Origin of the sequence: Photorhabdus africana, from assembly GCF_035181445.1 — a bacterium.
Lineage (GTDB): Bacteria > Pseudomonadota > Gammaproteobacteria > Enterobacterales > Enterobacteriaceae > Photorhabdus > Photorhabdus laumondii.
Genome location: NZ_JAXBVE010000046.1, coordinates 1 through 25,794, shown reverse-complemented (window position 1 = coordinate 25,794; position 25,794 = coordinate 1). Strand labels below are relative to the sequence as shown.

24 protein-coding genes are annotated in these 25,794 nt (G+C 42.1%); 20 read left to right on the top strand and 4 right to left on the bottom strand.

Annotated features, from left to right (window positions below):
• Positions 1-6: 6 nt before the first annotated feature.
• The 14 genes from metE (at position 7) to hemB (ending at position 14,477) form a co-directional block, all read left to right on the top strand.
• Positions 7-2,283 carry a 5-methyltetrahydropteroyltriglutamate--homocysteine S-methyltransferase gene (metE, locus tag SLS51_RS19555; protein ID WP_323840262.1) on the top strand — a complete coding sequence of 759 codons (2,277 nt, stop codon included), beginning with the start codon at positions 7-9 and terminating at the stop codon, positions 2,281-2,283.
• A gap of 242 nt (positions 2,284-2,525) precedes the next feature.
• The gene (locus SLS51_RS19550; RefSeq protein ID WP_323840261.1) at positions 2,526-3,359 is read left to right on the top strand and encodes a dioxygenase family protein; all 834 of its coding nucleotides are present in this window, start codon (positions 2,526-2,528) and stop codon (positions 3,357-3,359) included.
• 1,334 nt (positions 3,360-4,693) lie between these two features.
• The gene (gene udp / locus SLS51_RS19545) at positions 4,694-5,449 is read left to right on the top strand and encodes a uridine phosphorylase (protein ID WP_323840260.1); all 756 of its coding nucleotides are present in this window, start codon (positions 4,694-4,696) and stop codon (positions 5,447-5,449) included.
• A 94-nt stretch (positions 5,450-5,543) separates the two neighbouring features.
• Complete coding sequence (locus SLS51_RS19540) at positions 5,544-6,326, top strand: tyrosine-protein phosphatase (protein WP_323840259.1); 783 nt, start codon at positions 5,544-5,546, stop codon at positions 6,324-6,326.
• A gap of 30 nt (positions 6,327-6,356) precedes the next feature.
• Entirely contained in the window at positions 6,357-6,485 is a 129-nt protein-coding gene (locus tag SLS51_RS19535) for a hypothetical protein (RefSeq protein WP_323840258.1), read from the top strand.
• A 30-nt stretch (positions 6,486-6,515) separates the two neighbouring features.
• Positions 6,516-7,052: a DedA family protein gene (locus SLS51_RS19530; protein WP_377312254.1), complete on the top strand. Its 537-nt coding sequence runs from the start codon at positions 6,516-6,518 to the stop codon at positions 7,050-7,052.
• A 129-nt stretch (positions 7,053-7,181) separates the two neighbouring features.
• Positions 7,182-8,513: a DNA recombination protein RmuC gene (rmuC, locus tag SLS51_RS19525; protein ID WP_323840272.1), complete on the top strand. Its 1,332-nt coding sequence runs from the start codon at positions 7,182-7,184 to the stop codon at positions 8,511-8,513.
• A gap of 72 nt (positions 8,514-8,585) precedes the next feature.
• A complete protein-coding gene (gene ubiE / locus SLS51_RS19520; RefSeq protein ID WP_323840257.1) occupies positions 8,586-9,341 on the top strand; it encodes a bifunctional demethylmenaquinone methyltransferase/2-methoxy-6-polyprenyl-1,4-benzoquinol methylase UbiE in 756 nt (251 codons plus the stop codon).
• A gap of 1 nt (position 9,342) precedes the next feature.
• Positions 9,343-9,993 (top strand): ubiquinone biosynthesis accessory factor UbiJ, encoded by a 651-nt coding sequence (locus tag SLS51_RS19515; protein WP_323840256.1) that lies wholly within the window; start codon positions 9,343-9,345, stop codon positions 9,991-9,993.
• Positions 9,980-11,620 (top strand): ubiquinone biosynthesis regulatory protein kinase UbiB, encoded by a 1,641-nt coding sequence (gene ubiB / locus SLS51_RS19510; RefSeq protein WP_323840255.1) that lies wholly within the window; start codon positions 9,980-9,982, stop codon positions 11,618-11,620. Before SLS51_RS19515 ends, ubiB begins: the two co-directional genes overlap by 14 nt.
• Before the next feature lie 222 nt (positions 11,621-11,842).
• The gene (gene tatA, locus SLS51_RS19505) at positions 11,843-12,103 is read left to right on the top strand and encodes a Sec-independent protein translocase subunit TatA (RefSeq protein ID WP_011148500.1); all 261 of its coding nucleotides are present in this window, start codon (positions 11,843-11,845) and stop codon (positions 12,101-12,103) included.
• A gap of 3 nt (positions 12,104-12,106) precedes the next feature.
• A complete protein-coding gene (tatB, locus tag SLS51_RS19500) occupies positions 12,107-12,550 on the top strand; it encodes a Sec-independent protein translocase protein TatB (RefSeq protein WP_323840254.1) in 444 nt (147 codons plus the stop codon).
• Between the two features lie 21 nt (positions 12,551-12,571).
• The gene (gene tatC / locus SLS51_RS19495) at positions 12,572-13,354 is read left to right on the top strand and encodes a Sec-independent protein translocase subunit TatC (RefSeq protein ID WP_323840253.1); all 783 of its coding nucleotides are present in this window, start codon (positions 12,572-12,574) and stop codon (positions 13,352-13,354) included.
• A 109-nt stretch (positions 13,355-13,463) separates the two neighbouring features.
• Positions 13,464-14,477, top strand: a complete 1,014-nt coding sequence (gene hemB / locus SLS51_RS19490) for a porphobilinogen synthase (protein ID WP_323840252.1) — start codon at positions 13,464-13,466, stop codon at positions 14,475-14,477.
• A gap of 49 nt (positions 14,478-14,526) precedes the next feature.
• Here hemB and rfaH read toward each other — a convergent pair whose 3' ends face one another.
• A complete protein-coding gene (rfaH, locus tag SLS51_RS19485) occupies positions 14,527-15,015 on the bottom strand; it encodes a transcription/translation regulatory transformer protein RfaH (RefSeq protein WP_323840251.1) in 489 nt (162 codons plus the stop codon).
• 615 nt (positions 15,016-15,630) lie between these two features.
• Here rfaH and ubiD point away from each other — a divergent pair.
• The gene (gene ubiD, locus SLS51_RS19480) at positions 15,631-17,103 is read left to right on the top strand and encodes a 4-hydroxy-3-polyprenylbenzoate decarboxylase (protein ID WP_323840271.1); all 1,473 of its coding nucleotides are present in this window, start codon (positions 15,631-15,633) and stop codon (positions 17,101-17,103) included.
• Positions 17,104-17,113: 10 nt separating this feature from the next.
• Positions 17,114-17,815, top strand: a complete 702-nt coding sequence (gene fre, locus SLS51_RS19475; protein ID WP_323840250.1) for an NAD(P)H-flavin reductase — start codon at positions 17,114-17,116, stop codon at positions 17,813-17,815.
• A gap of 86 nt (positions 17,816-17,901) precedes the next feature.
• On the opposite strand, the gene fadA is transcribed toward fre, so the two are convergent.
• Both fadA and fadB read right to left on the bottom strand, forming a co-directional pair.
• Positions 17,902-19,068, bottom strand: coding sequence for an acetyl-CoA C-acyltransferase FadA (gene fadA / locus SLS51_RS19470; protein ID WP_323840249.1), 1,167 nt, complete (start codon positions 19,066-19,068; stop codon positions 17,902-17,904).
• Positions 19,069-19,079: 11 nt separating this feature from the next.
• Positions 19,080-21,266: a fatty acid oxidation complex subunit alpha FadB gene (fadB, locus tag SLS51_RS19465; protein WP_323840248.1), complete on the bottom strand. Its 2,187-nt coding sequence runs from the start codon at positions 21,264-21,266 to the stop codon at positions 19,080-19,082.
• Positions 21,267-21,538: 272 nt separating this feature from the next.
• Between fadB and pepQ the strand changes: the two genes are divergently transcribed.
• From pepQ to hemG, 4 genes are read left to right on the top strand one after another with little or no spacing between them, the layout of a single operon-like run.
• A complete protein-coding gene (pepQ, locus tag SLS51_RS19460) occupies positions 21,539-22,873 on the top strand; it encodes a Xaa-Pro dipeptidase (RefSeq protein WP_323840247.1) in 1,335 nt (444 codons plus the stop codon).
• The gene (locus SLS51_RS19455) at positions 22,873-23,484 is read left to right on the top strand and encodes an IMPACT family protein (RefSeq protein WP_323840246.1); all 612 of its coding nucleotides are present in this window, start codon (positions 22,873-22,875) and stop codon (positions 23,482-23,484) included. The genes pepQ and SLS51_RS19455 overlap by 1 nt, the downstream gene beginning before the upstream one ends.
• Positions 23,485-23,521: 37 nt before the next feature.
• Positions 23,522-24,973: a Trk system potassium transporter TrkH gene (trkH, locus tag SLS51_RS19450; RefSeq protein ID WP_049585183.1), complete on the top strand. Its 1,452-nt coding sequence runs from the start codon at positions 23,522-23,524 to the stop codon at positions 24,971-24,973.
• Positions 24,974-24,996: 23 nt separating this feature from the next.
• Entirely contained in the window at positions 24,997-25,533 is a 537-nt protein-coding gene (hemG, locus tag SLS51_RS19445) for a menaquinone-dependent protoporphyrinogen IX dehydrogenase (RefSeq protein WP_323840270.1), read from the top strand.
• A gap of 58 nt (positions 25,534-25,591) precedes the next feature.
• On the opposite strand, the gene SLS51_RS19440 is transcribed toward hemG, so the two are convergent.
• Positions 25,592-25,794, bottom strand: a 203-nt coding sequence (locus tag SLS51_RS19440) for a hypothetical protein (protein WP_323840245.1), incomplete at its 5' end; no start/stop codon positions are given.

Here is a 25,794-nt window from a genome sequence, read left to right as displayed (position 1 = left end):
AATGAAATGACGATTATTAATCACACACTTGGCTTTCCACGTATCGGTTTGAAAAGAGAACTCAAAAAGGCTCAGGAAAACTATTGGGCAGGGAAAATTTCTCAGCAAGAATTATTGGAAACTGGCCGTGAGTTACGTGCCCGTCACTGGGAACAACAAAAGCAGGCTGGTGTTGATTTAGTGCCGGTTGGTGATTTCGCTTGGTATGATCATGTTCTAACCACCAGTTTACTACTCGGTAATGTGCCACCGCGTCACCAGAATCCAGATGGCACGATTGATCTAGATACACTGTTCCGTATTGCTCGCGGTCGTGCGCCGACGGGTGAACCTGCTGCTGCCGCCGAAATGACTAAATGGTTTAATACTAACTACCATTATATCGTGCCGGAATTTCAGCAAGGGCAGGAATTTAAGCTGAGTTGGACTCAGTTACTAGAAGAAGTGGATGAAGCCTTATCTCTGGGCCATCAAGTGAAACCCGTTTTACTGGGGCCGATAACTTATCTGTGGTTGGGTAAAGTGAAAGGTCAGGTATTTGATCGTCTCTCTTTATTGCAAGATATTCTTCCTGTTTATCAGCAAGTATTAGCTGAGTTAGCTAAACGTGGTATCGAATGGGTTCAGATTGATGAACCTGCGCTGGTACTGGAACTGCCAGCAGAGTGGTTGGCAGCTTATCCGGTTGCTTATCAGGCACTGCAAGGACAGGTTAAATTATTGCTGACTACCTATTTCGATAGCATTGGTCACAATCTAGAAACGATTAAATCTTTGCCGGTACAAGGGCTACATGTGGATCTGGTTGCTGGTCAGGATGATATCGCGCAACTGCATGAGTCATTGCCGAAAGAGTGGGTGCTTTCCCTTGGTGTGATTAATGGTCGTAATGTATGGCGTGCTGATTTAACCGCTAAGCATCAGCTAATTAAGCCATTGGTAGGTAGCCGTACACTGTGGATCGGTTCTTCCTGTTCTCTTCTGCATAGCCCTATTGATCTGAGTGATGAGACTGCGCTTGATGCAGAGGTGAAAAGCTGGTTTGCGTTCGCATTGCAGAAATGTGAGGAACTGGCTTTGCTGACTGCGGCATTGAATCAGCCAGATGGCAGTAAACAAGCAGAATTGGATGCTTACAGTGCGCCAATCCGTGCGCGTCGTGAATCTAAACGGGTGAATAATCAGGCTGTTACTGAGCGCCTTGCGGAAATTAATCCACAGGACAGTGAGCGTAATCAGCCATACCTACAGCGGGCGGAAATACAGCGTCAGCGCTATAACTTGCCATTGTGGCCGACAACAACCATTGGATCATTCCCGCAAACGACGGAAATTCGTGGCTTGCGTTTGGATTTCAAAAAAGGTCGGGTAGATGGCGCCAGTTATCGTACCAATATCTGTGAACATATTAAGCAGGCAATTAACGAACAAGAACGTTTAGGATTAGATGTATTGGTTCATGGCGAAGCTGAACGTAACGACATGGTGGAGTACTTCGGTGAACACCTCGACGGTTTTGTCTTTACGCAGAATGGTTGGGTTCAGAGCTATGGTTCCCGTTGCGTTAAGCCACCAGTGATTATTGGTGACGTCAGCCGTCCTGAAGCTATCACGGTAGAATGGGCTAAATATGCTCAATCGTTGACGGAGAAACCTGTCAAAGGGATGTTAACTGGGCCGGTGACAATTCTCTGTTGGTCATTCCCAAGGGAAGATGTCAGCCGTGAGACGATTGCTAAACAGATTGCATTGGCATTGCGTGATGAAGTGGACGATTTGCAAGAAGCGGGTATTGGTATCATCCAGATTGATGAGCCAGCATTGCGGGAAGGTTTACCGCTGCGCCGGGAAGAGTGGCAAGCCTATCTTGATTGGGCGGTAGAAGCATTTAAATTGAATGCGGCAATTGCTAAAGATGACACACAGATTCACACTCATATGTGTTATTGCGAGTTCAATGACATCATGCCTTCCATCGCGGCATTAGATGCGGACGTGATTACCATTGAAACTTCCCGTTCAGATATGGAGCTGTTGGATTCATTCGAAAACTTCTCTTATCCGAATGAGATTGGGCCGGGTGTTTATGACATTCATTCACCTAACGTACCGAGTGTTGAATGGATTGAAGCACTGTTACGTAAAGCGGCTGATCGTATTCCGGTCGAACGCTTGTGGGTTAACCCGGATTGTGGCCTGAAAACCCGTGGTTGGACTGAAACTCGCCAGTCACTAGCAAACATGGTACAAGCGGCGAAACGTCTCCGTGAATCAGTGAAATAACTCATCCAATAATTTGCCTGTCATCTTTAATGGGTGATGGGCATTTTTCATAAAATAATCTTTCTTTTTGCAATAGCACATAGCGGTGCGGCTTGGCTGGGATCTTTTCTATTACCAAACTTTTAGTAACTTATATATGCCATATTGGTATTTGAAAAAATACATTTTATTAACAAAATAACCCGGGTAGTAACAAGATGGAAGCATTGTAATAGAAACTTAATAATTAAAGAGAGGATTATATGGATGTTAATAATTTGCAAGGTAAGAAAAGTAGCTCTCGAAGAAATTTTTTAAAAAGTAGCGCTGTTATTACGGCGACGGCTGCACTTGCTCCGATGAATTTAGCTCGTGCGGAAGCAAAGTTATCCCCACAACATGGAATAGGCGTATGTACGCTTGCGCCAGAGCAGATATCAGGGCCATATTTCCGAAATGACAAAATTGTAAGAAGGGATATTACTGATTCAGAATTAGGAATACCTTTTTTATTGAAGATTACTGTCATAGATGAAAAAACATGTAAACCCGTTGATAATTTATTTGTTGATATCTGGCATTGTAATAGTCGGGGGAAATATTCTGGTTGGAGTTATATTAGCCCCGATGTAGTCCCTAACGTTGCTGGAGTAGCTTCTATCAATAGAACTGATGATAAAAATTTTCTAAGAGGAGCTCAACCATCGGATAAAAATGGGATAGTTAATTTTACGACTATTTATCCTGGGTTTTATGCAGGTAGAGCGACTCATATTCATATTGCAATCAGAAAATTGAGTACAGATATCACTGACAAAGAGCACTTTGCTTTTGTTGGTCAAATGTATTTTCCAGAAGCAATCAATACAGAGGTTTATAAATATGATCTGTATTCAAATCGGAGGGTAATAAGAACCAAAAATAATGAGGATGAATATTTTAAAAATATGAATGGTCATCTTTCAGAAATAAAAATAACAAAAATAGATGAATATGATATTAACCGTGGGATACTAGGTGAAATAGTTTTATCAATAGGCTTGGAAAATATATCTAATTTCATAACTAAAGATGATTTATATTCCCATACGGTATGAGCAGTTTTGTTGAGTAAGCTAAATTTCAATGTAATAACAGTTGAAATTATAAAGTAACCTATGTAAATAATGCGCTGGTTAATAATTTAATAAAGTATCAGGTATTTAATATTTACATATATACCCTATGGATTTCAAGATGCATCGCGACGGCAAGGGAGTGAATCCCCGGGAGCATAGGTAACTATGTGACTGGGGTGAGCGAGTGCAGCCAACAAAGAGGCAACTTGAAAGATGACGGGTATAGATATTGTGCAGGTACAGAGAGAATTATCTTTACTATTTGATTGATATTATCAGTAGAGCATACTGTCTGTGCCTGTCATTTTCTCAGAGGAAAGCTTTCAGTCCCGCAAGCAGAATGTCAAATTAATGAGCTGTGTCTCCATTATTGGCGATATCTTCACTGTTTTTTAATGCTTCATCGATAGCAATTTCCAGCGCTGTTATAACTGTTTCTAGGGCCATACTTGGCGTTCCTGAGTGTCGTCATAGTAGTCATAGTAATAGTGCCCTTATATGGTGGAAAGAGTCTAATATCTAAACAATATGCATCCTATAAAAAGACAACTGTGATATTTATATTTGGTAATTGTTTTATTTTTGTTGAAAATATAATTGTAATATGTTGGTAAATAAGCAAGAAAAATTATTTATTAGCTATAGAAGTAAAATACAGTTAATTTTTTAATATGTTCATCATAAGAAAAAGTTATTTTAAAAATAGTCCAGTTTATTGCGTTGTTGATTTATAAATGTTAGGAGAGTATTTTAATAACGACGGTGATTTATATTTGATTAAATTGATAGTTTATTGGAAATATTTTGTTTTATGACCGGGTTATGAAATGATAATTTTTTCTTTGTGATGGGATGGATATTAACCTCTATTAACTCTCAAGGAGAAAATATTTCGATGAGATAATCTGTGATATATTTTTCTCGATACGTTATGAAACATAAATATAGCTAAACAATGGATTGTTTTTCCATAATATGAACTCATTCAAGTTAGTTTATGGACGGAAGAAAACGCCCTGTTTTTTTACCTGTTTCATGGTTATTTTGTGATTTATGTTTCAAAATAATGTATGTTTTTCTTTTTTATATTACTTTGAAGTGACATTTATCACTAAAAGATGTCTATACCCAATGGATTTCAAGATGCATCGCGACGGCAAGGGAGCGAATCCCCGGGAGCATAGATAACTATGTGACCGGGGTGAGAGAGTGCAGCCAACAAAGAGGCAACTTGAAGGATAACGGGTATAAATGCCCAATACAGTAGATCTCAACTAATTTCATTATAAATTCTTCTTGCTGAGGAGTCTGATATGTCTGATGTATTTCACTTAGGTCTGACCAAAAACGATCTGCAAGGCGCAACTTTAGCTATTGTTCCGGGTGATCCGAAACGTGTGGAAAAAATCGCAAGATTGATGGATAACCCAGTTCATCTCGCTTCTTTACGTGAATTTACGTCATGGCGGGCAGAAATTGATGGTAAAGCGGTCATTGTGTGCTCTACGGGTATCGGAGGCCCATCAACCTCTATTGCTGTTGAAGAATTAGCGCAATTAGGGGTGCGTACTTTTTTACGTATCGGCACAACAGGCGCAATTCAGGAAAATATCAATGTTGGTGATGTGTTGGTGACTACCGCGGCTGTTCGTTTGGATGGTGCCAGCCTGCATTTTGCTCCGATGGAATTTCCGGCGGTTGCCGATTTTGAGTGTACGACGGCTCTGTACGAAGCAGCAAAAGATTTGGGTGCAACGGTACATGTGGGGGTAACAGCCTCTTCCGATACTTTTTATCCCGGTCAGGAGCGTTACGATACCTATTCTGGCCGTGTTGTGCACCGTTTCAAAGGTTCAATGGCTGAATGGCAGGCGATGGGGGTCATGAATTATGAAATGGAATCGGCAACTTTGTTGACGATGTGTGCAAGCCAGGGGCTGCGTGCGGGTATGGTTGCCGGTGTTATTGTTAACCGTACTCAGCAGGAGATTCCTAATGTTGAATTACTTGAGAAAACCGAAAGTAATGCATTGGGGATTGTCGTAGAAGCTGCTCGCCGTTTGTTGTAAATCATATTTTTTGGGCCGGAATATTCCGGCTCACTCTTATTTTAAATAGAAATCTGTTAATGTCTTAACACCTCAAAATTGATTAAGAGTCATCATGATCACAACATCTTTATTGCATCCATCAGTGCTTCCCCTCAATGGAGGGATTAATTTTCGTGATTTAGGCGGTAAAAAAGTCGCGAGTGGTGGAAAAATCAAATCAGGTTTGCTTTTCCGTTCTGGTTCTCTGGATCGTTTAACAGAAAAAGACCAATCTTTCCTGGCAAATAAAAATCTTTTTCAAATCATAGACTATCGTGATATCAGTGAAATAGCGGATAAGCCAGATTTGGTATGGAATGGCGCTAATTATCATCATGCTCCGGCCAATCCATTATCTGATGAAGTAAATGCAAATCTGGAAAAATTGGCGTCAGAGATGTTGGAACAATTTAATCCGCGGGCATTTATGTTCCGTCTTTATGAATTATTGCCTCTGAAAAATTCAGCTTATAAGACATTAGTTAAATTACTTCAACAACCGGAAAAAGGTGGGATAGTCCAGCATTGCGCGGTAGGTAAAGACAGAACCGGTGTAGGTTCTGCGCTGGTATTGTTTGCTTTGGGGGCTGATTTGGATACGGTAATGGAAGATTATTTAGTGACTAATTGCACTCTGGCTCCTTATCGTGAATATTTGTTAAATGAGCATGCGAAAACCATGAGTGACGATGTGGTTGATAAATTCGCTTATGTTTATTCCGTGAGAGAAGAGTTTTTAATGACGGCATTAAACAGTATTAACCAGCATTATGGCAGTGTAGATATATGGCTGGAGAAAGATCTTGGTCTTGATTTTACTGCTCGTAAGAAATTACAAGATTATTTCCTTGAATAAAGAGTTGGTTTAATTCTGGTTAATACAGCGGTGGTTAAATTGAATGTGTATACCCGTTATCTTTCAGTTGCCTCTTTGCTGGCGGTACTCGCTCACCCCGGTCACATCGTTAGCTATGCTCCCGAGGATTCACTCCCTTGTCGTCGCGATGCATCTTGAAATCCAGGGGATATTAATCAATATAGGAATATGAATTTGAGTCTTCATGAAATAGTTGATCTGGTAATCGCTTTTGTTAAAGCTCATGATACTTGGATCATGCCGATTGTTTTCTTGCTCGCTTTTGGTGAATCTCTGGCTTTTTTCTCCTTGTTATTACCTGCAACAATCATATTGCTTGGGTTGGGGGCATTAATAGGTGAAAGTGGCCTTAATTTCTGGCCAATTTGGTTGGCAGCCGCAGCAGGGGCTTTTTTGGGCGATTGGGTATCTTATATTGTAGGTGCCCATTTTAAAGGTGATGTTGGTAAAATTTGGCCGATTTCCCGTAAACCACAATTACTGACACGAGTACACCATTTCTTTGAACGTTGGGGTATTTGGAGCATTTTCTTTGGTCGATTCTTTGGGCCGTTCCGGGCAATTGTGCCATTAGTCGCGGGTATTTGTGCCATGCCATTGCGTTATTTCCAGATAGCGAATATCTGTTCCGCACTAATCTGGTCTTTTGGGGTATTAGCGCCAGGCGCATTTGGTTTGCAATGGTTAGTGAAATGGGTGAGTTAATTGAGAGCGGCTTCGCAGACTGAACCATCTGTATAAATCATTCTGGACATCTATACAGTGGCAATTTAGTTTATCTGGTCTAAGCATTAGATAGAGGAAATACCGGTGGGTATCCAGTTGTTATATGCGTTGATAGGTGCTCTTGGCGGCCTATTGGGCGGTGGTATTCTCGTTTGGTTCTCCGTTCATCAACGTATTCAACAGCAAGAGCTGGAATTACGGAAATTGGACAGCCAGCTTGCTGTTGCTAATGAGAAAATTGAACAATCTGCTTATTGGCGGGCTGAATGCGAACAGTTAAACCAGGAATTGCGGGCTCAGAGAGAAGTCAATAGCGTGCAAGAATCTGAACTGCGGGAAGTGACGACACGCTTGGAAGAGAGTCGCCTTGCGGCTGAAGAGAAACAGCGGTTGCTGATCAACAGCGAACTACGTTTGAATGCTCAATTTGAGAATTTGGCTAATCGTATTTTTGAACAAACGGGTCGCCGTACTGATGAACAAAATCGGCAGAGTCTCAATACGCTTTTAGCGCCATTTCGTGAACAGCTTGATGGCCTTCATCGGCAGGTGCAGGAGAGTTTTGGTCAGGAAGCCCGTGAACGGCATACTCTTGCACATGAAATCCGTAATTTACAGCAACTGAATGTCCAGATGGCACAGGAAGCGATTAATCTGACAAATGCCCTTAAAGGTAATAATAAAATTCAGGGGGATTGGGGAGAAGTTGTGTTATCCCGTATTCTGGAAGCCTCTGGTTTACGAGAAGGGCATGAGTTTTGTACTCAGGTCAGTATCAAGGTAGAGGGTAACCGCCGTTTCCAACCCGATGTTATTGTTCATTTGCCGCAAGGGAAAGATGTGGTCATTGATGCCAAAATGTCGCTGGTCGCTTATGAGCGTTATTTTAACAGTGGCGATCGGCATCAGCAGGAGTTAGCCCTTCAAGAACATATCGACTCGATTAAAGGTCATATTCGTGGTTTGAGCCGCAAAGATTACCAACAGTTGCCTGGGTTGAAATCGTTGGACTATGTATTGATGTTTATTCCGGTTGAACCCGCTTATTTGGTTGCGCTTAATAGGGCCCCTGAGCTGCTTGATGAAGCACTTAAACACAATATTATGCTAGTTAGCCCATCAACATTGTTGGTTGCTGTGCGTACTATTAATAACTTGTGGCGCTATGAGTATCAAAGCCAAAATGCGCGTTTAATCGCCGATAAGGCTGCCCGCATGTACGATAAAATGCGCTTGTTTGTCGATGACATGCAAGGTTTGGGGCAAAGCTTGGATAAGGCTCAACTTAATTATCGACTGGCAATGAAAAAGCTGACTGAGGGACGTGGCAACCTGATAAGTCAGGCGGAGAGTTTTCGTAATTTAGGTGTTGAGGTGAAACGTCCGATTGATCCCGAACTGGTTGATAAGGCCAGCCAACCATTCTGTGCTAATGATTAATACCAAGATAGGGTTTTATCTGAAAGGCTGATACACTTTTATAATGCTTTGAATAAAAAATGGGCAAATAACATGGTAGACCAAACGAAACAAACCACACATTTTGGTTTCCGTACTGTAGCAAAGGATGAAAAAGCCGGCATGGTGGCTGATGTGTTTCATTCTGTTGCAGCGAAATACGATTTAATGAATGATTTAATGTCGTTTGGTATCCATCGTATATGGAAACGTGTGGCTATTGATGCCAGTGGGGTGCGCCGAGGTCAGAGGATACTTGATTTAGCTGGTGGTACCGGAGATCTGACCGCCAAATTTTCTCGTATAGTTGGTGAAAAAGGCGAAGTTGTTCTTGCTGATATCAATGAATCTATGCTGAAGGTTGGGCGTGAGAAATTACGTGATGTTGGTATTGTTGGTAATGTCAGCTATGTGCAGGCCAATGCGGAAGCGTTGCCTTTCCCTGATAACTATTTTAATTGCATCACTATCTCTTTTGGTTTGCGTAATGTTACCGAAAAAGAAAAAGCCCTGCGTTCTATGTTTCGGGTGTTGAAGCCGGGTGGGCGTTTATTGGTACTTGAATTTTCTAAACCTTTGTTCGCGCCGTTAAGCAAAGCGTATGATGCTTATTCTTTCCATGTGCTGCCAAAAATTGGTCAGGTTTTTGTGCAGGATGCTGATAGTTATCGTTATCTGGCGGAATCCATCCGTATGCATCCTGATCAGGATACGCTTAAAACGATGATGGAAGAGGCTGGCTTTGAACAGGTGACTTATACCAATATGACTGGCGGCATTGTTGCACTACACAGAGGTTTTAAATTTTGAGATGGAAAGACCATCACTGAGTACAGTTATTAATTCCACACTTACGCCGGTTTTAACCGCAGTGATGGAAACATCGTTGAATTACCTGTTGTACCGTGAACCTGTGTTAAGGCCAGCCCGTATGCGGCTGGTGGACAAAGTTTTGTCGATCGAATTAAAAGAAATGAACACACCACTCACATTGGTGTTTAGTGAAAAACAGGTGGACGTATTAAGCCAATGGGGCGAATCTGCCGATTGCACTGTTAAAACTCACTTTTCTGCTTTGCTTAAACTACGGGATCGCCGACACATTTCCAAATTGCTCAATAGCGGTGAAATGGTTATTGAAGGGGATATGCAGGTTGTTCAGCAATGGTCTGCTTTGTTAGATATGGTTGAATGGGATTTGGCCCATTATCTTTCTCCTTATTTCGGGGATATCGCTGCCGAAAGTATTAGCCAAGTCCTTAAAAAAGGATTTCAGTGTGTTTCCGGTTCAATGGAATGCCAGAAAAATTATCTGGCGGAAGCGTTAACGGAAGAATGGAAACTGGCTCCAAATCAGCTTGAAGTGGCTTATTTCAGTGAAGAAGTTAGCATGTTGGCCAAAGATATCGAGCAAATAGAACAACGATTGGTAGTATTAGAGGGAAAATATGACTCCAGGTGAATTAAGGCGCCTTTATTTGATCATACGGGTTTTTCTTTCTTACGGATTAGATGAGCTAATTCCTCGGATTCGTTTAACCTGGCCTCTTCGTTTTGGTCGTTATTTATTGTTCTGGATCCCAAATAGACATAAAGATAAATCACTTGGGGAGAGATTACGGCTTGCCTTACAGGAATTAGGGCCTGTTTGGATTAAATTTGGACAGATGCTTTCAACGCGGCGTGATCTGTTTCCTCCAGCAATAGCGGATCAACTCGCATTGTTGCAAGACCGAGTTGCCTCTTTTGATGGTGCTCTGGCGCGTCAATATATTGAAACCGCTTTAGGGGGGCCACTGGAAACTTGGTTTGATGATTTTGAACCTGTTGCTCTGGCTTCTGCTTCAATTGCTCAGGTCCATACTGCTCGGTTAAAAGAGAATGGACAGGAAATTGTTATCAAAGTCATCCGCCCTGATATTCTGCCGATTATCAAAGCGGATATCCGGTTAATGTACCGTCTGGCTAATTGGGTACCAATGTTATTACCCGATGGACGCCGTTTACGTCCTCGTGAAGTTGTGCGGGAATACGAGAAGACGTTAATTGATGAACTGAATTTGCTGCGTGAAGCGGCTAATGCAATTCAACTCCGCCGTAATTTCGAAAATAGCTCAACGCTTTATGTACCGGAAATTTATCCTGATTATTGCCGTGAAAATGTTCTGGTAATGGAGCGGGTTTATGGTATCCCTGTTTCTGATATTGAAGCATTGGAAGCGCAGAATACCAATATGAAATTGCTGGCCGAACGGGGCGTACAGGTCTTTTTTACACAGGTTTTTCGCGATAGCTTCTTCCATGCCGATATGCATCCGGGAAATATTTTTGTCAGCTATGAACGTCCTGAAGATCCGTTTTATATTGGTATTGATTACGGTATTGTTGGTTCTCTTAATAAAGATGATAAACGTTATCTGGCTGAGAATTTTATTGCTTTCTTTAATCGTGATTACCGGAAAGTTGCTGAGCTTCATGTGGATTCAGGCTGGGTTCCTGGTGATACCAATGTTGAGGATTTTGAATTTGCAATCCGTACGGTTTGTGAGCCAATATTTGAGAAGCCACTTGCTGAAATTTCATTTGGTCATGTACTTCTGAATCTATTTAATACTGCACGTCGTTTTAATATGGCAGTGCAGCCTCAGTTAGTTCTTCTACAAAAGACACTTTTGTATGTAGAAGGCTTAGGACGGCAGCTTTATCCACAGCTTGATTTGTGGAAAACAGCAAAACCGTTTCTGGAGGAGTGGTTGCATAGCCAGGTTGGATTGCCCGCTGTTATCCGGGCGTTGAAAGAAAAGGCGCCTTATTGGGCAGAAAAGTTGCCAGAACTACCTGAATTAGTGTATGACAGTCTTCAGCAGCATAAACAATTGCAGGTGAGTATTGAGAAGTTATCAGGTCATTTGAAAGGGCAACAGATAAAACAGCGGCAGTCGCAGTACTTACTTGGTGTTGGTGCGACATTGTTTCTCTGTGGCAGCCTGTTTTTGTTGTCTGGCTTAGCAAATATTCCTTGGTTGTTTATAGGCGCGGGTACCGTTTCATGGTTGTTTGGCTGGTGTCGTCTGAATAAAATTGAGTAAAATTTGTCTTAGGGCGGATTTTTTTGAAGGTCGGTTATAGTTCGTCGTGTATATATACCCTAAAGATTTCAAGATGCATCGCGACGGCAAGGGAGTGAATCCTGGGAGCATAGATAACGATGTGACCGGGGTGAGCGAGTGCAGCCAACAAAGAGGCAACTTGAAAGATAACGGGTATAATGAGCTATTAAAATAATTCCTGTTAAATAGAGGTAAATCAGAATGGGCGGTATAAGCATTTGGCAGTTACTCATTATTGCGGTCATTGTGGTGCTATTGTTCGGCACGAATAAACTCCGCACTTTAGGTTCTGATCTTGGGGCATCTATTAAAGGTTTTAAAAAGGCGATAGGGGATGATAATCAGCCTCAACAGGCTCAAAAAACCAGTAGTGATGCCGATTTTGAGACTAAAAACATTACTGAAAAACAATCTGTCGCTCAATCTGAAACATCTGAGAGCAAAAACAAAGAGCAGGTATAAACCGTGTTTGACATTGGTTTTGGTGAGCTGCTGCTGGTTATGGTCATTGGCTTGGTGGTTTTGGGGCCAGAACGGCTACCGGTGGCAGTAAAAACGGTTGCTGGTTGGATCAGGGCACTGCGCTCTTTAGCTGCTAACGTCCAAAATGAGTTGGCCCAAGAGCTGAAATTGCAGGAGCTCCAGGAAAGCCTGAAAAAAGTTCAAGAAGAAGCGGGATTGCAGAATTTATCCCCGGAACTAAAAGCTTCGATGGATGAGCTAAAAGAAGCTGCCGAGTCTTTGAAAAAAGCATACCAAAATGAACCTGATGCAGGGAGTATGAAAGCATCAGAAATAAATGAGGTGGCACAAAAGCCGACAGCGTCTCAGGTTGTGGCTTCATCTGGACCTTCTGCTCTAGTGGATGATCAAGCTGCTTCTGCAACGAAGAAAAAAATTTCCGATTAAGTTAATGGTGAACACTAAAACATGGCTGTTGATGATACTCAACCACTTATCAGTCACCTTATTGAACTGCGTAAGCGAATTCTAAACAGTTTACTTACTGTATTAGTGGTTTTTTTAGCATTGGTTTATTTTTCTAACGACATCTATCAGATGATTTCTGCACCTTTGATTAAGCAGTTGCCTCAAGGTGCCAGTATGATAGCGACAGATGTTGCTTCTCCCTTTTTTACGCCAATAAAACTGACCATTATGGTGTCAATATTCGTATCTGCGCCTATGGTTCTCTATCAAGTATGGGCATTTATTGCCCCTGCGTTATATAAGCATGAACGCCGCTTGATGATCCCTCTGCTTGTTTCCAGTAGCCTGTTATTTTATTTGGGGATGGCATTTGCTTATTTTGTTGTATTTCCGATAGCTTTTGGATTCTTTGCTAAAACGGCGCCTGAAGGGGTGCTGATTGCAACGGATATCAGTAACTACTTAAGCTTTGTCATGGCACTGTTTATGGCCTTTGGTATCTCTTTTGAAGTCCCCGTTGCCATTATTTTATTATGTTGGAGTGGGGTAGTCACACCCGAATCTTTGAAGAAAAAACGTCCGTATATTTTGGTAGGGGCCTTTGTTGTTGGCATGTTGTTAACGCCGCCGGATGTTTTCTCGCAAACCTTGCTGGCTATTCCTATGTATCTGCTGTTTGAACTGGGGATTTTGCTCTCCCGTTTTTATACCGGACAGCGGAAATTGGGGGATCGTTCAGAGGAAGATGAGCAGGAAGCGCCAGAAGTGAATACGGAAAAGTGATAATAGTAATCTTAACATGTTGTTCTGTAGTGCTAAGATAATGAGCACGAAGCGATAGCATATTAATTAACCCAGCGCGAGTGCGCTGGGTTTGAGTTAGGAGAGCTATATGAGCTATGCATTTCCAGGAACTTTCCCTGGTCGACGTATGCGCCGGTTGCGCTGTCATGATTTTTCCCGCCGTCTGGTTGCTGAAAACCAATTAACTGTTAATGATTTAATCTATCCTGTATTTGTGATGGAGGGCACTAATCGTCGTCAAGAAGTGCCCTCTATGCCAGGGGTATATCGTCTGACGATGGATCTTTTGCTGAAAGAAGCTGAAGAGATTGCACGATTGGGGATTCCTGTATTGTCTCTGTTCCCCGTTATTGAAGCAGATAAAAAATCTCTGGATGCGGAAGAAGCTTATAACCCTGATGGGTTGGTTCAGCGTACGGTTCGTGCGCTGAAAAATGCCATTCCTGAACTAGGATTGCTGACTGATGTGGCATTAGATCCATTCACTACACATGGTCAGGATGGGATCATTGATCAAGATGGTTATGTGATGAATGATATAACCAAAGAGATTTTGGTCAAACAGGCATTGTCACATGCAGAAGCTGGTGCTGAGATTGTGGCACCTAGCGACATGATGGATGGGCGTGTTGGTGCAATCCGTGAACTGTTTGAAACGGAAGGACATGTAAATACTCAAATTATGGCTTACTCTGCTAAGTATGCTTCTGGTTATTACGGCCCATTCCGTGATGCAATCGGTTCAAATCGTAATTTGAAAGGGGGCAATAAAAAAACCTATCAGATGGACCCTGCGAATAGTGATGAAGCATTGCAGGAGATTGCACAGGATTTGCAGGAAGGCGCTGACACTGTAATGGTAAAACCAGGTATGCCCTATCTGGATGTTATTCGTAGGGTAAAAGATACATTTGGTGTACCAACCTTTGCTTATCAAGTATCTGGCGAATATGCCATGCACATGGCTGCTATTCAGAATGGTTGGTTACAGGAACAGGTAATTGTGGAGTCTCTGTTATGTTTCAAGCGTGCAGGAGCCGACGGTGTACTGACCTATTTTGCGAAACAGGTTGCTCAACAGTTATATGAACAGAAGCGTTAATATTTGATTAAAAACGGGCGAATGCAAATTCTGCCCGTTTTTTGTTTGGTTAAATTTTCATAAACTGCTTATTATCAAGAGCCTTAGGCAATTGTTTATTCAAAATATTAAGTAACAGAATAGAACGAGTTTCTCCATCTGGCTCATTGTAGATAGCTTGCAATCCTTCAAAAATTCCTGCGGTGATTAATACGGTATCACCAGCCACAGGTGTATCTGGTGATACATATTCTTGCTCAGTTGCTGATACGATCTCTTTAATCAGCGTTTCCGGTACGATGGCAGGGTGTACACCAAAACGGACAAAATGGCTAACACCGCGTGTTGAATGGATAGTTGTAGTATGAATAATTTCAGGGTCAAACTGAACAAACAGATAATTAGGGAAAAGTGGTTCTATATTCACAGTACGTTTACCACGGGTTATTTTTTCAATTCTCGCGGTAGGAGTCAGGCAAGCAACATCCTGTCGTTCCAGATTTTCTATTGCTCGTGAAATTTGCCCACGTTTACAGTAAATGAGGTACCAGTTTTCCATCTTTATTTAACCTTGATCCAATGACTATTAAGCATAGCAAAATAGAAAAGGGCATTACAGGCATTATCTTAGTGATAATTGTTTAATGATGCATATTTATTGTTATGAGTGGGCCCTATGTTTTTCAGTAAAAAAGCGATGAGTAATATTTTGGTAAGTAACAGATAAAGTAATTAATATAAAATTGATTGTTATTTGTTCAGAAAGTATTAATAAAAGAAAAATATCAGTATTTCTGTTGAGTAATTGCAAAATTTGGTAGTCATTAAGTAGTCATATGGGAAATTCGTGGTGATCGATTGGTTGCATCTTGTGCAGTGAACCCAGAGGAAATAGTGATAGTATTATTTCTGTGGGAAGAGTAAAGGTATCGAGATGTTCCAATGCAATATATTCCAACACAATAAACATTTTACTGAGTAATTCGATGCTCAGATATTAACTTATTGGGCTCCATTCCGTTGTATTTGACTTTGAGGTCGCAAGGTTGAATTAAACCCATTGCTTTTTAGTAAGTTATTGGTTTACTTTGTAGTCTTCTGAAAAAAACACAAAAAAGCTGAGGAGGATGGCTTATAATGTTTTCCCCCTTAAAAACCGGCATAAATGAATAGTATGAAATACCGTGACTTAAGAGATTTTCTAACCTTATTGGAGCATAAAGGTGAGTTGAAACGCATCAGCTTTGAAGTTGATCCTTATTTGGAGATGACTGAGATTGCAGATCGTACCCTTCGCGCTGGTGGGCCTGCCTTGTTGTTTGAAAATCCCAAAGGTTATTCGATGCCTGTATTGTGTAATTTGTTCGGTACTGCTGAACGTGTTGCTATGGGGATGGGGCAGAAAGATGTTAAAGCTTTGCATGATGTGGGTAAGCTGCTAGCTTTTTTGAAAGAACCTGATCCTCCGAAAGGTTTTCGTGATTTACTAGATAAGCTACCGAAATTTAAGCAAGTCCTTAATATGCCAACTAAACGGCTTAATACTGCGCCTTGTCAGGAACATGTTTCGGTTGGCGACGATGTAGATTTAACCCGTATTCCTATCATGCACTGTTGGCCAGAGGATGTTGCACCGTTGATTACTTGGGGGCTGACAGTAACTCGTGGCCCGAATAAAGAGCGGCAAAATCTTGGTATCTATCGCCAGCAAGTATTGGGTAAAAATAAACTCATTATGCGCTGGTTGTCTCATCGTGGTGGTGCGCTTGATTTTCAGGAATGGTGTCAGGCACATCCAGGAGAACGTTTCCCAGTGGCTGTTGCCTTGGGGGCTGATCCAGCGACAATATTGGGGGCTGTGACGCCAGTTCCTGATACATTATCGGAATATGCATTTGCCGGGTTATTAAGAGGATATAAAACAGAAGTTGTGAAATGTCTTTCAAATAACTTGGAGGTACCAGCAAGTGCTGAGATCGTATTGGAGGGGTATATTGAGCCTGGCGAGTTAGCTCCAGAAGGGCCATATGGTGACCATACGGGTTATTATAATGAAATCGATATGTTCCCGGTGTTCACTGTGACACATATTACTCAGCGTCATGATGCTATTTATCACTCGACTTATACTGGCCGCCCACCGGATGAACCTGCTGTGTTGGGGGTTGCATTGAATGAGGTGCTGGTACCGATTTTACAAAAACAGTTTCCTGAAATTGTCGATTTTTATCTGCCTCCTGAAGGTTGCTCCTATCGTCTTGCCGTCGTGACGATGAAGAAACAATATCCGGGTCATGCCAAGCGGGTCATGATGGGGGTTTGGTCATATCTACGGCAATTTATGTATACAAAGTTTGTTATCGTTTGTGATGATGATATCAATGCCAGAGATTGGAACGATGTCATTTGGGCAATCACTACGCGAATGGACCCGGCAAGAGATACTGTATTAATGGAGAATACTCCGATAGATTATCTCGATTTTGCATCACCCGTTTCAGGATTGGGTTCGAAAATGGGAATGGATGCAACGAACAAATGGCCGGGAGAGACGCAGAGGGAATGGGGACGTCCTATTGTGATGAGTGAAGAAGTGCGTACCCGCGTCGATAAAATCTGGGATGAATTAGATATTTTAGAACCATAAGAGGGAACGCATGACAACACTGAGCTGCAAAGTAACCTCTGTAGAGGCTATTACTGATACGGTTTATCGGGTACGGTTACTTCCCGATTCTCCGTTCTCATTCCGCGCCGGTCAGTATCTGATGGTGGTAATGGGAGAGAGAGATAAACGTCCATTTTCGATGGCATCAACGCCTTCAGAAAAGGAGTTTATTGAATTACATATTGGTGCTTCTGAACTGAATTTGTATGCAATGGCTGTGATGGATAGAATTCTGGATCAGAAAGTGATCGATATTGATATCCCTCATGGTAAAGCTTGGTTTCGTCAAAGCAGCACTAATCCGCTGTTATTAATTGCAGGCGGTACGGGGTTTTCTTATACCCGTTCTATATTACTGACAGCGTTGGAAGAACAACCTGAACGCCAAATCTCTATGTATTGGGGGGGGCGAGAATCACAACATTTATATGATCTTGCTGAATTACAGTTACTTACAGAGCGCTACCCTAATTTGAAGGTTGTTCCGGTTGTTGAACAGTCAGAGAATGGTTGGTGTGGACGTACAGGAACAGTGCTTAAAGCGGTACTTGAGGATTTTGGTAGTTTGGCCAATTATGATATCTACATTGCAGGGCGATTTGAAATGGCAAAAATTGCTCGCGAGCGCTTTTGTGGTGAGCGTTATGCTTCTACTGACAACATGTATGGTGATGCTTTCGAATTCATTTAAAATAATAATAATAAAAAAACCCGCCCCTGACAGGCGGGAATTACGGCAACAACGACTCAGTTATAATAATTCTTACAGATAAGTTCTTAATCCATTCTTTCTATAATGGTGGCGATACCTTGGCCTAAACCGATACACATGGTTGCTAGGCCAAATTGAACATCGCGGCGTTCCATTAAGTTCAACAATGTTGTTGTGATGCGAGCACCTGAGCAGCCTAGTGGGTGACCGAGAGCAATTGCGCCACCATTCAGGTTAACTTTGTCATCCATACTGTCCAACAAATTTAGGCCTTTCAGGCAGGCAAGTGATTGAGCGGCAAATGCTTCGTTTAATTCAATCACGCCAATATCACCTAGTACTAAACCTGCTTTTTTGAGCGCCATTTGTGTAGCAGGGACCGGGCCATATCCCATAATGGAAGGATCGCAACCAACAGCTGCCATAGAACGGATACGGGCACGAGGTTTCAGCCCCAGATTCTTGGCATAACTTTCACTGGTTATCAACATTGCAGACGCACCATCAGATAAAGCAGAAGAGCTGCCTGCTGTGACTGAGCCTGTTACTGGATCGAATACAGGACGCAGGGCTGCTAAATCTTTCAGATTAGTATCTGAACGGATTACCTCATCGTAATCAAACCGTTTCAATGTGCCATCGGCATCGTGACCATAAACTGGTGATATCTCATTCGAGAATGCACCTGATTGCGTTGCTTGTGTTGCTCGTTGGTGTGAACGAAGCGCAAATTCATCTTGCATTTCACGGCTGATATGGTGAATCTTTGCCAACATTTCAGCGGTTAAGCCCATGACGCCTGCGGCTTTGGCAACGCTCAGACTCATTTTAGGATGGAAATCCACGCCATGAGTCATTGGAACATGGCCCATGTGCTCTACACCACCAATCAGTGTGACATTAGCTTCTCCGGTCATGATCATACGAGCGCCATCATGCAGCGCTTGCATTGATGAACCGCACAGCCGGTTAACAGTCACGGCTGGTACAGAGTGAGGAATATCAGCCAGTAAAGCTGCATTACGGGCAATGTTGAAACCTTGCTCTAGAGTTTGTTGGACACAGCCCCAATAGATATCATCGATTTCGTGTTGCTGTATTGCCGGATTACGTTTAAATAGCTTTTTCATCAGGTGAGCGGAGAGATCTTCAGCCCGGACCTGGCGGAATGCACCACCTTTTGAGCGCCCCATTGGGGTGCGGATGCCATCAATAATGACTACATTTTCCATGTTTCCAGACCTCACGCTGTTTTTCCGGTGCTGACAGCAATCGTTGCTGCTGTAGGGTAGTAACTTTCATTACGTTCAGCTTTGGCTTTCAGACCAGGCGGTACCTGATAAAGAGCACCGAGGTGAGCATAATTTTCAGCCATTTTTACGTAAGCCGCTGTTCCCATTGTTTCCAGATAACGGAAAACACCACCGTGGAATGGAGGGAAACCAAGGCCATAAACCAGAGCCATATCTGCTTCTGCCGGGCTGGCAATGACACCTTCCTCCAGACAACGGACAACTTCGTTGATCATCGGGATCATAGTACGAGCAATGATCTCTTCACCGGAGAAATTACCCTTCTGTTGGCAGATAGTTGCCAGCAGTTGGTCTGTTTGCTCGTCCTGCTCTTTTTTAGGCTTACCTTTCTTATCTTGAGTGTACTTGTAGAAACCAAGACCGTTTTTCTGCCCGTAACGTTGATTGTCATATAAAACATCAATGGCATCTTTATAATCACGCTGCATACGATCTGGGAACCCTTGGGCCATGACGGATTGAGCATGATGAGCAGTGTCAAGACCAATAACATCAATGAGATAAGCAGGACCCATTGGCCAACCAAATTCTTTCTCCATTATTTTGTCTATTTGGCGGAAATCACCACCATCACGCAATAGCAGACCGAAGCCAAGGAGATAAGGAAGCAGTACCCGGTTAACAAAGAACCCTGGACAGTCGTTAACGACGATCGGAGTTTTACCCATTTTGCTGGCATAGGCGACTACGGTTGAAATTGTCTTTTCAGACGTTTTTTTACCGCGAATGACTTCAACCAACGGCATGCGGTGTACCGGGTTGAAGAAATGCATACCACAGAAGTTTTCCGGGCGTTTTAGGGATTTAGCTAACTCTGAAATTGGAATTGTTGATGTGTTGGAAGCTAGGACACAATTTTCATTAACCAGAGTTTCAGTTTCTGATAGTACAGCCGCTTTGATTTTAGGATTCTCTACTACAGCTTCAACCACGATTTGAGCCTGTTCGATACCGGCATAATTTAAGGTAGGTTGAATAGAAGAGAGGGTTCTCGCCATTTTTATAGCATCTAGACGGCCACGTTCAAACTGCTTGTTTAGAAGTTTCGCGGCTTCATTCATACCTAATTCAAGGGCTTGCTGGCTGATGTCTTTCATCATGACAGGAATCCCTTTGCGGGCAGATTGGTAGGCTATACCACCACCCATAATTCCAGCACCTAGAACTGCGGCATGCTCAGGTGTTGTGACTTCTTTCAGATGTTTTTTTGCCAGTCCTTTTATGTACTGGTCATTAAGAAAAATACCCACTAAGGCACGGGCAACATTTGTCTGTGCTAAGGGAATGAAGCTGGCGGTTTCCTGTTTTAATGCTTCATCGCGACCAAATGTAGCGGCTTTTTCTATGGATTTAACTGCGGTGATAGGCGCTGGATAATGAGGGCCGGCGACTTTCATCACCATACCTTTTGCCACACTAAAACTCATGCCTCGTTCAATTTCATTGAGTTTCAAAGGCGCTAATTTTGGCTGGCGGGCGGCTTTCCAGTCAAGGTTCCCTGTAATTGCTTGTTCCAGCATTGATACTGCGGAATCAACCAATTTTTCTTTGGCAACAACAGCATCAATCAAACCGTTTTTCAATGCTTCTTCTGCACCAATGTCTTTACCTGCGGCAATGATATCCAGTGCATTATCAGTCCCGATCAGGCGTGGAAGGCGAACTGAGCCACCGAAACCAGGCATAATACCAAGTTTGGTTTCTGGCAGCCCAATGCGTACATCCGGGGAGGCCACACGAAAATCTGTAGACAGAACACATTCACAACCACCACCAAGAGCATAACCATTTATTGCTGAAATGGTTGGTACAGGTAAATCTTCTATCCGGTTGAAAATGCTATTTGAAAAATTAAGCCATTCTTGCAGTTTTTCTACAGGTGAATCGAATAAAAAGAGGAATTCAGTAATATCTGCACCAACAATAAATGCGGCTTTTTCAGAACGTAATAAAACGCCTTTCAATCCAGTTTGTTGCTCCAGGCTGGCAACAGCCTTATCGAGAGATGCAACGGTTTTGGTATCTAGTTTATTAATTGCTGCTGGGGCATTGAAAACCAGTTCAGCAATGCCATCTTTCAGCCAGCTTACTTGAATTGTTTCACTTTGATAGAGCATGTCGTTCTCCTAAATGAGCGCATACCATCTGGTATGACCAGATAGGCTTGATTGTGGTTATTATGTTAAGTAAATGCAAATGAGTGATTAGTTTTTTGCAAGGGTGATCACAAGTGAGATTTGTATCTCATTGACAATAATTGTTTTTATATCTTGATAAATAAGGTGTTAGCGGGGACCATGAATTGAGAGGGTTTTTGCGTGATACCTGCAAATATCAACGGCTGTGATAAGCTAATGGTTTAGCCATAAAATAAAAAAGGTCAATTGAAATGGAAAAGTTGGCATCTCTGTACCACGAACATATCTCTATATTGCAGCAACGTACCCGTGAAGCATTGGCCCGTAATCAATTTGATGCTTTGCTTATTCACTCTGGTGAGTTACAGCGTATTTTTCTTGATGATAGAGATTACCCTTTCAAAGTTAATGCTTACTTCAAAGCTTGGGTACCAGTAACTAAAGTGCCTAATTGCTGGTTGTGGGTAGATGGTATTAATAAACCTAAATTATGGTTTTACTCGCCGGTAGATTATTGGCACAGCGTAGAACCGCTGCCGACTAGTTACTGGACTAAAGAAGTTGAAATGATTCATCTGGTAAATGCTGGAGATATCAATTCAGCGTTAAGCACTTATGTGAAACAGAATGTTGCTTACATCGGTTGTTCACCACAAAGAGCAAAAGAGATTGGTTTTTCTGAACGCAATATTAATCCAAAGTCTGTTCTTGATTATTTGCATTTCCATCGTTCATACAAAACAGATTATGAACTAGTCTGTATGCGTGAAGCACAAAAAACGGCTATTGTCGGACATTTGGCAGCTTATGAAGCATTTCAGGCTGGGATGAGTGAATTTGATATTAATATCTCTTATCTTATGGCAACAGGTCATCGTGATACAGATGTGCCTTATAACAATATTATTGCTATGAATGAGAATGCGGCTGTTTTGCATTACACCGCATTGCAGCACAATGCACCTTCGGATATTCGTAGTTTCTTGATTGATGCTGGTGCTGAATATAATGGCTATGCAGCAGATATCACCCGCACTTATTCAGCAAAAAGTAATAATGAATTTGCTTCTCTAATTAAAGATATGGATGCTGAACAAAAAGCGTTAATTAGTACAATTAAAGTAGGAACTCGCTATACCGAATATCATATTCAGATGCATCATCGGATTGCTAAATTGTTGAAAAAATATGGTATCGTGAAAGATGTCAGTGAAGAAGTCATGGTTGAAAAAGGGCTGACAACGCCATTCTTTCCACATGGTATTGGTCACCCTCTTGGATTACAGGTCCATGATGTGGCAGGGTTTATGCAGGATGATACAGGTACACATTTAGCCGCTCCGGATATGTATCCTTATCTGCGTTGTACCCGTATTCTAGAACCTCGCATGGTGCTGACTATCGAGCCCGGCCTTTATTTCATCGAATCGCTGCTTGCACCTTGGCGTGAAAGTGAGTTCAACAAACATTTTGACTGGAATAAAATTGGGACGCTTAAACTTTTCGGTGGTATTCGTATTGAAGACAATATTGTGATCCATGAAAATAAAGTGGAAAACATGACTCGGGATCTTCAATTGCCATAATGAAGCCTTATTTGATACCCGCAGCTTCAGTGAGTTTTACTGAAGAGATTAAAAAGAGTCGCTTTATTACCTTGTTGGAGCATACTGACGGGGTGGATGAGGCTAAAGCGTTTATCCAGCAAATCAAAGCTCAGTACCCTGATGCTCGCCATCACTGCTGGGCATTTGTTGCTGGTGCACCGGATGATTCACAACAGTTGGGTTTTTCAGATGATGGGGAACCTTCAGGAACCGCGGGTAAGCCGATACTGTCCCAACTTATGGGAAATAATATCGGTGAAATAACCGCGGTTGTTGTCCGCTATTTTGGTGGAATAAAATTAGGTACCGGTGGGTTGGTAAGGGCATATGGAAGTGGTGCCCAACAGGCGCTGAAATTGTTGGAGACAAAATATAAGGTTCCACAGAAACTCTGTTCCTTGCAGTGTGAATATGCCCATATTTCTATGATTGAACAGTTATTACAGAAATCATCAGGGCAAATTATTTCCAGTGAGTATGCTGAGAATGTTACTTTGCGAATTTCACTTCCAGCTACCTTAGTGGGGGAAGTCGGTGATAAATTACGTGATCTGAGTCGCGGTGTACTGTATTTAACACCTGATCTGTAAATATTCTCTGTAACTGGATTTCTAAGGAACCAGCTAAATGCATTTTCGTGCCATAACCCGCATTGTTGGGCTGCTTGTCATTCTTTTCTCTGTCACCATGATAATTCCAGGATTGGTAGCACTTATCTATCGTGATGGCGCTGGGCGTGCATTTAGTCAGACATTTATTTTTGCCTTAATTATCGGTTTGATGCTTTGGATACCAAATCGGGAGCAAAAACATGAATTAAAGCCTAGGGAAGGGTTTCTTATCGTTGCTTTATTTTGGATAGTACTTGGTAGCGTCGGGGCTTTACCTTTCATTTTTTCTGAACAACCAAATCTTTCTATTACAGATGCATTTTTTGAATCTTTCTCCGGTTTAACAACAACGGGTGCTACGACACTAATTGGGCTTGATTCCTTGCCTAAAGCGATTCTTTTCTACCGGCAGATGCTGCAATGGTTAGGTGGTATGGGGATTATAGTGCTGGCTGTTGCAATACTGCCTCTACTTGGGGTTGGGGGAATGCAGCTCTATCGGGCTGAAATGCCTGGCCCCTTGAAAGATAATAAAATGCGCCCGCGAATTGCTGAAACGGCAAAAACTTTATGGTTGATTTATGTGTTACTGACAATCGCCTGCGCTTTAGCGTTATGGGCTGCGGGGATGTCAGTTTTTGATGCCATTTCTCACAGTTTTTCAACTATCGCAATTGGTGGATTTTCTACACATGACGCGAGTATTGGTTATTTCAATAGCCCCGCGATAAATACCATTATTGCGATTTTTCTGCTGATTTCTGGTTGTAACTTTGGCTTGCACTTCGCGGTATTAACGGGACGTAGCCTGACAGTATATTGGCGGGACCCTGAATTTCGTATGTTTATCTCCATTCAATTAGTGCTTGTTATTATTTGCACTCTGATCTTATGGCATCACGCTGTTTATAAGTCGGGGATAGAGACACTAAACCAAGCTTTTTTCCAAGTTGTTTCAATGGCGACAACAGCAGGATTCAGCACGGATAGTTTTGCTCGTTGGCCATCATTTTTGCCAATACTGCTGTTGTGTTCCGCTTTTATTGGGGGTTGTGCAGGTTCGACGGGAGGAGGACTGAAGGTGATTCGTATCTTATTGCTATTCCTGCAAGGTTCCCGTGAATTGAAGAGATTGGTTCATCCAAATGCGGTTTATACCCTCAAGCTAGGGCGAAGAGCATTACCTGAAAGGATTATTGAAGCTGTTTGGGGATTCTTCTCTGCTTATGCTTTGGTATTTATCATTAGTTTATTATTACTTATCGCAACTGGTGTAGATGAACTTTCTGCGTTTTCTGCAATAGCCGCTACACTAAATAATCTAGGGCCAGGGTTGGGTGTTGTTGCGGATAACTTCACTGCAATGAATCCGGCAGCCAAATGGATATTAGTTATAACGATGTTGTTTGGTCGCTTGGAAGTATTCACTTTATTAGTTTTATTTACACCAACCTTCTGGCGTGAATAGTCTATTGGGAAAGGGATATGGCTATGAATTGTTTATTACTTTATTCCAGTCGGGATGGGCAGACTAAGAAAATCATTACCCGCATTGCTGAAAATCTACGTAGATCAGGGGAGGTATGCGAGCTCAGAGATTTAGCAACAGTAAAAACGATCAATTGGGAATCTTATGACAAGATTATGATTGGAGCTTCGATCAGATATGGTCATTTCAATTCGTCACTAAAAAAATTTGCACGCTGTCATCAACAACAACTTAATAAAATGCCAACTGCATTTTTTGGTGTAAATTTGACAGCAAGGAAGCCAGAAAAACGTACACCAGAAACGAATGTGTATGTTCGTAAGTTTCTGTTTAATACCCCGTGGAAGCCAGATTTGTGTGGTGTTTTTGCTGGTGCATTACTTTATCCTCGTTATCATTGGTTGGATCGGATAATGGTTAAAATGATTATGAAAATGACCGGTGGGGAAACTGATACAACTAAAGAGGTTGAATATACCGATTGGCAGCAAGTTGATTATTTTACCGATGATTTCCTTAAGATAGTGAGTAAAAAATAACTGATTTGTTCTTTTTATCAGTGTTTTGTTGAAAAAAGCCGCGAACGACAGTTTTTTTTTAATAAATGCTTGCCAGCGCCAAAGAACGCCCTATAATGCGCCACCACTGACCGACACAACGCTGATAAAGCTGATAAATATTGTGAGGTCGGGCAGAGAAAAAGCCAACAGGCCCTTGACTCTGCGGGCGAAAAGCGTAATATACGCAGCCCGGCTGAACGAGAATATTATTTTTTATTTCAGCCTGCTCTTTAACAATTA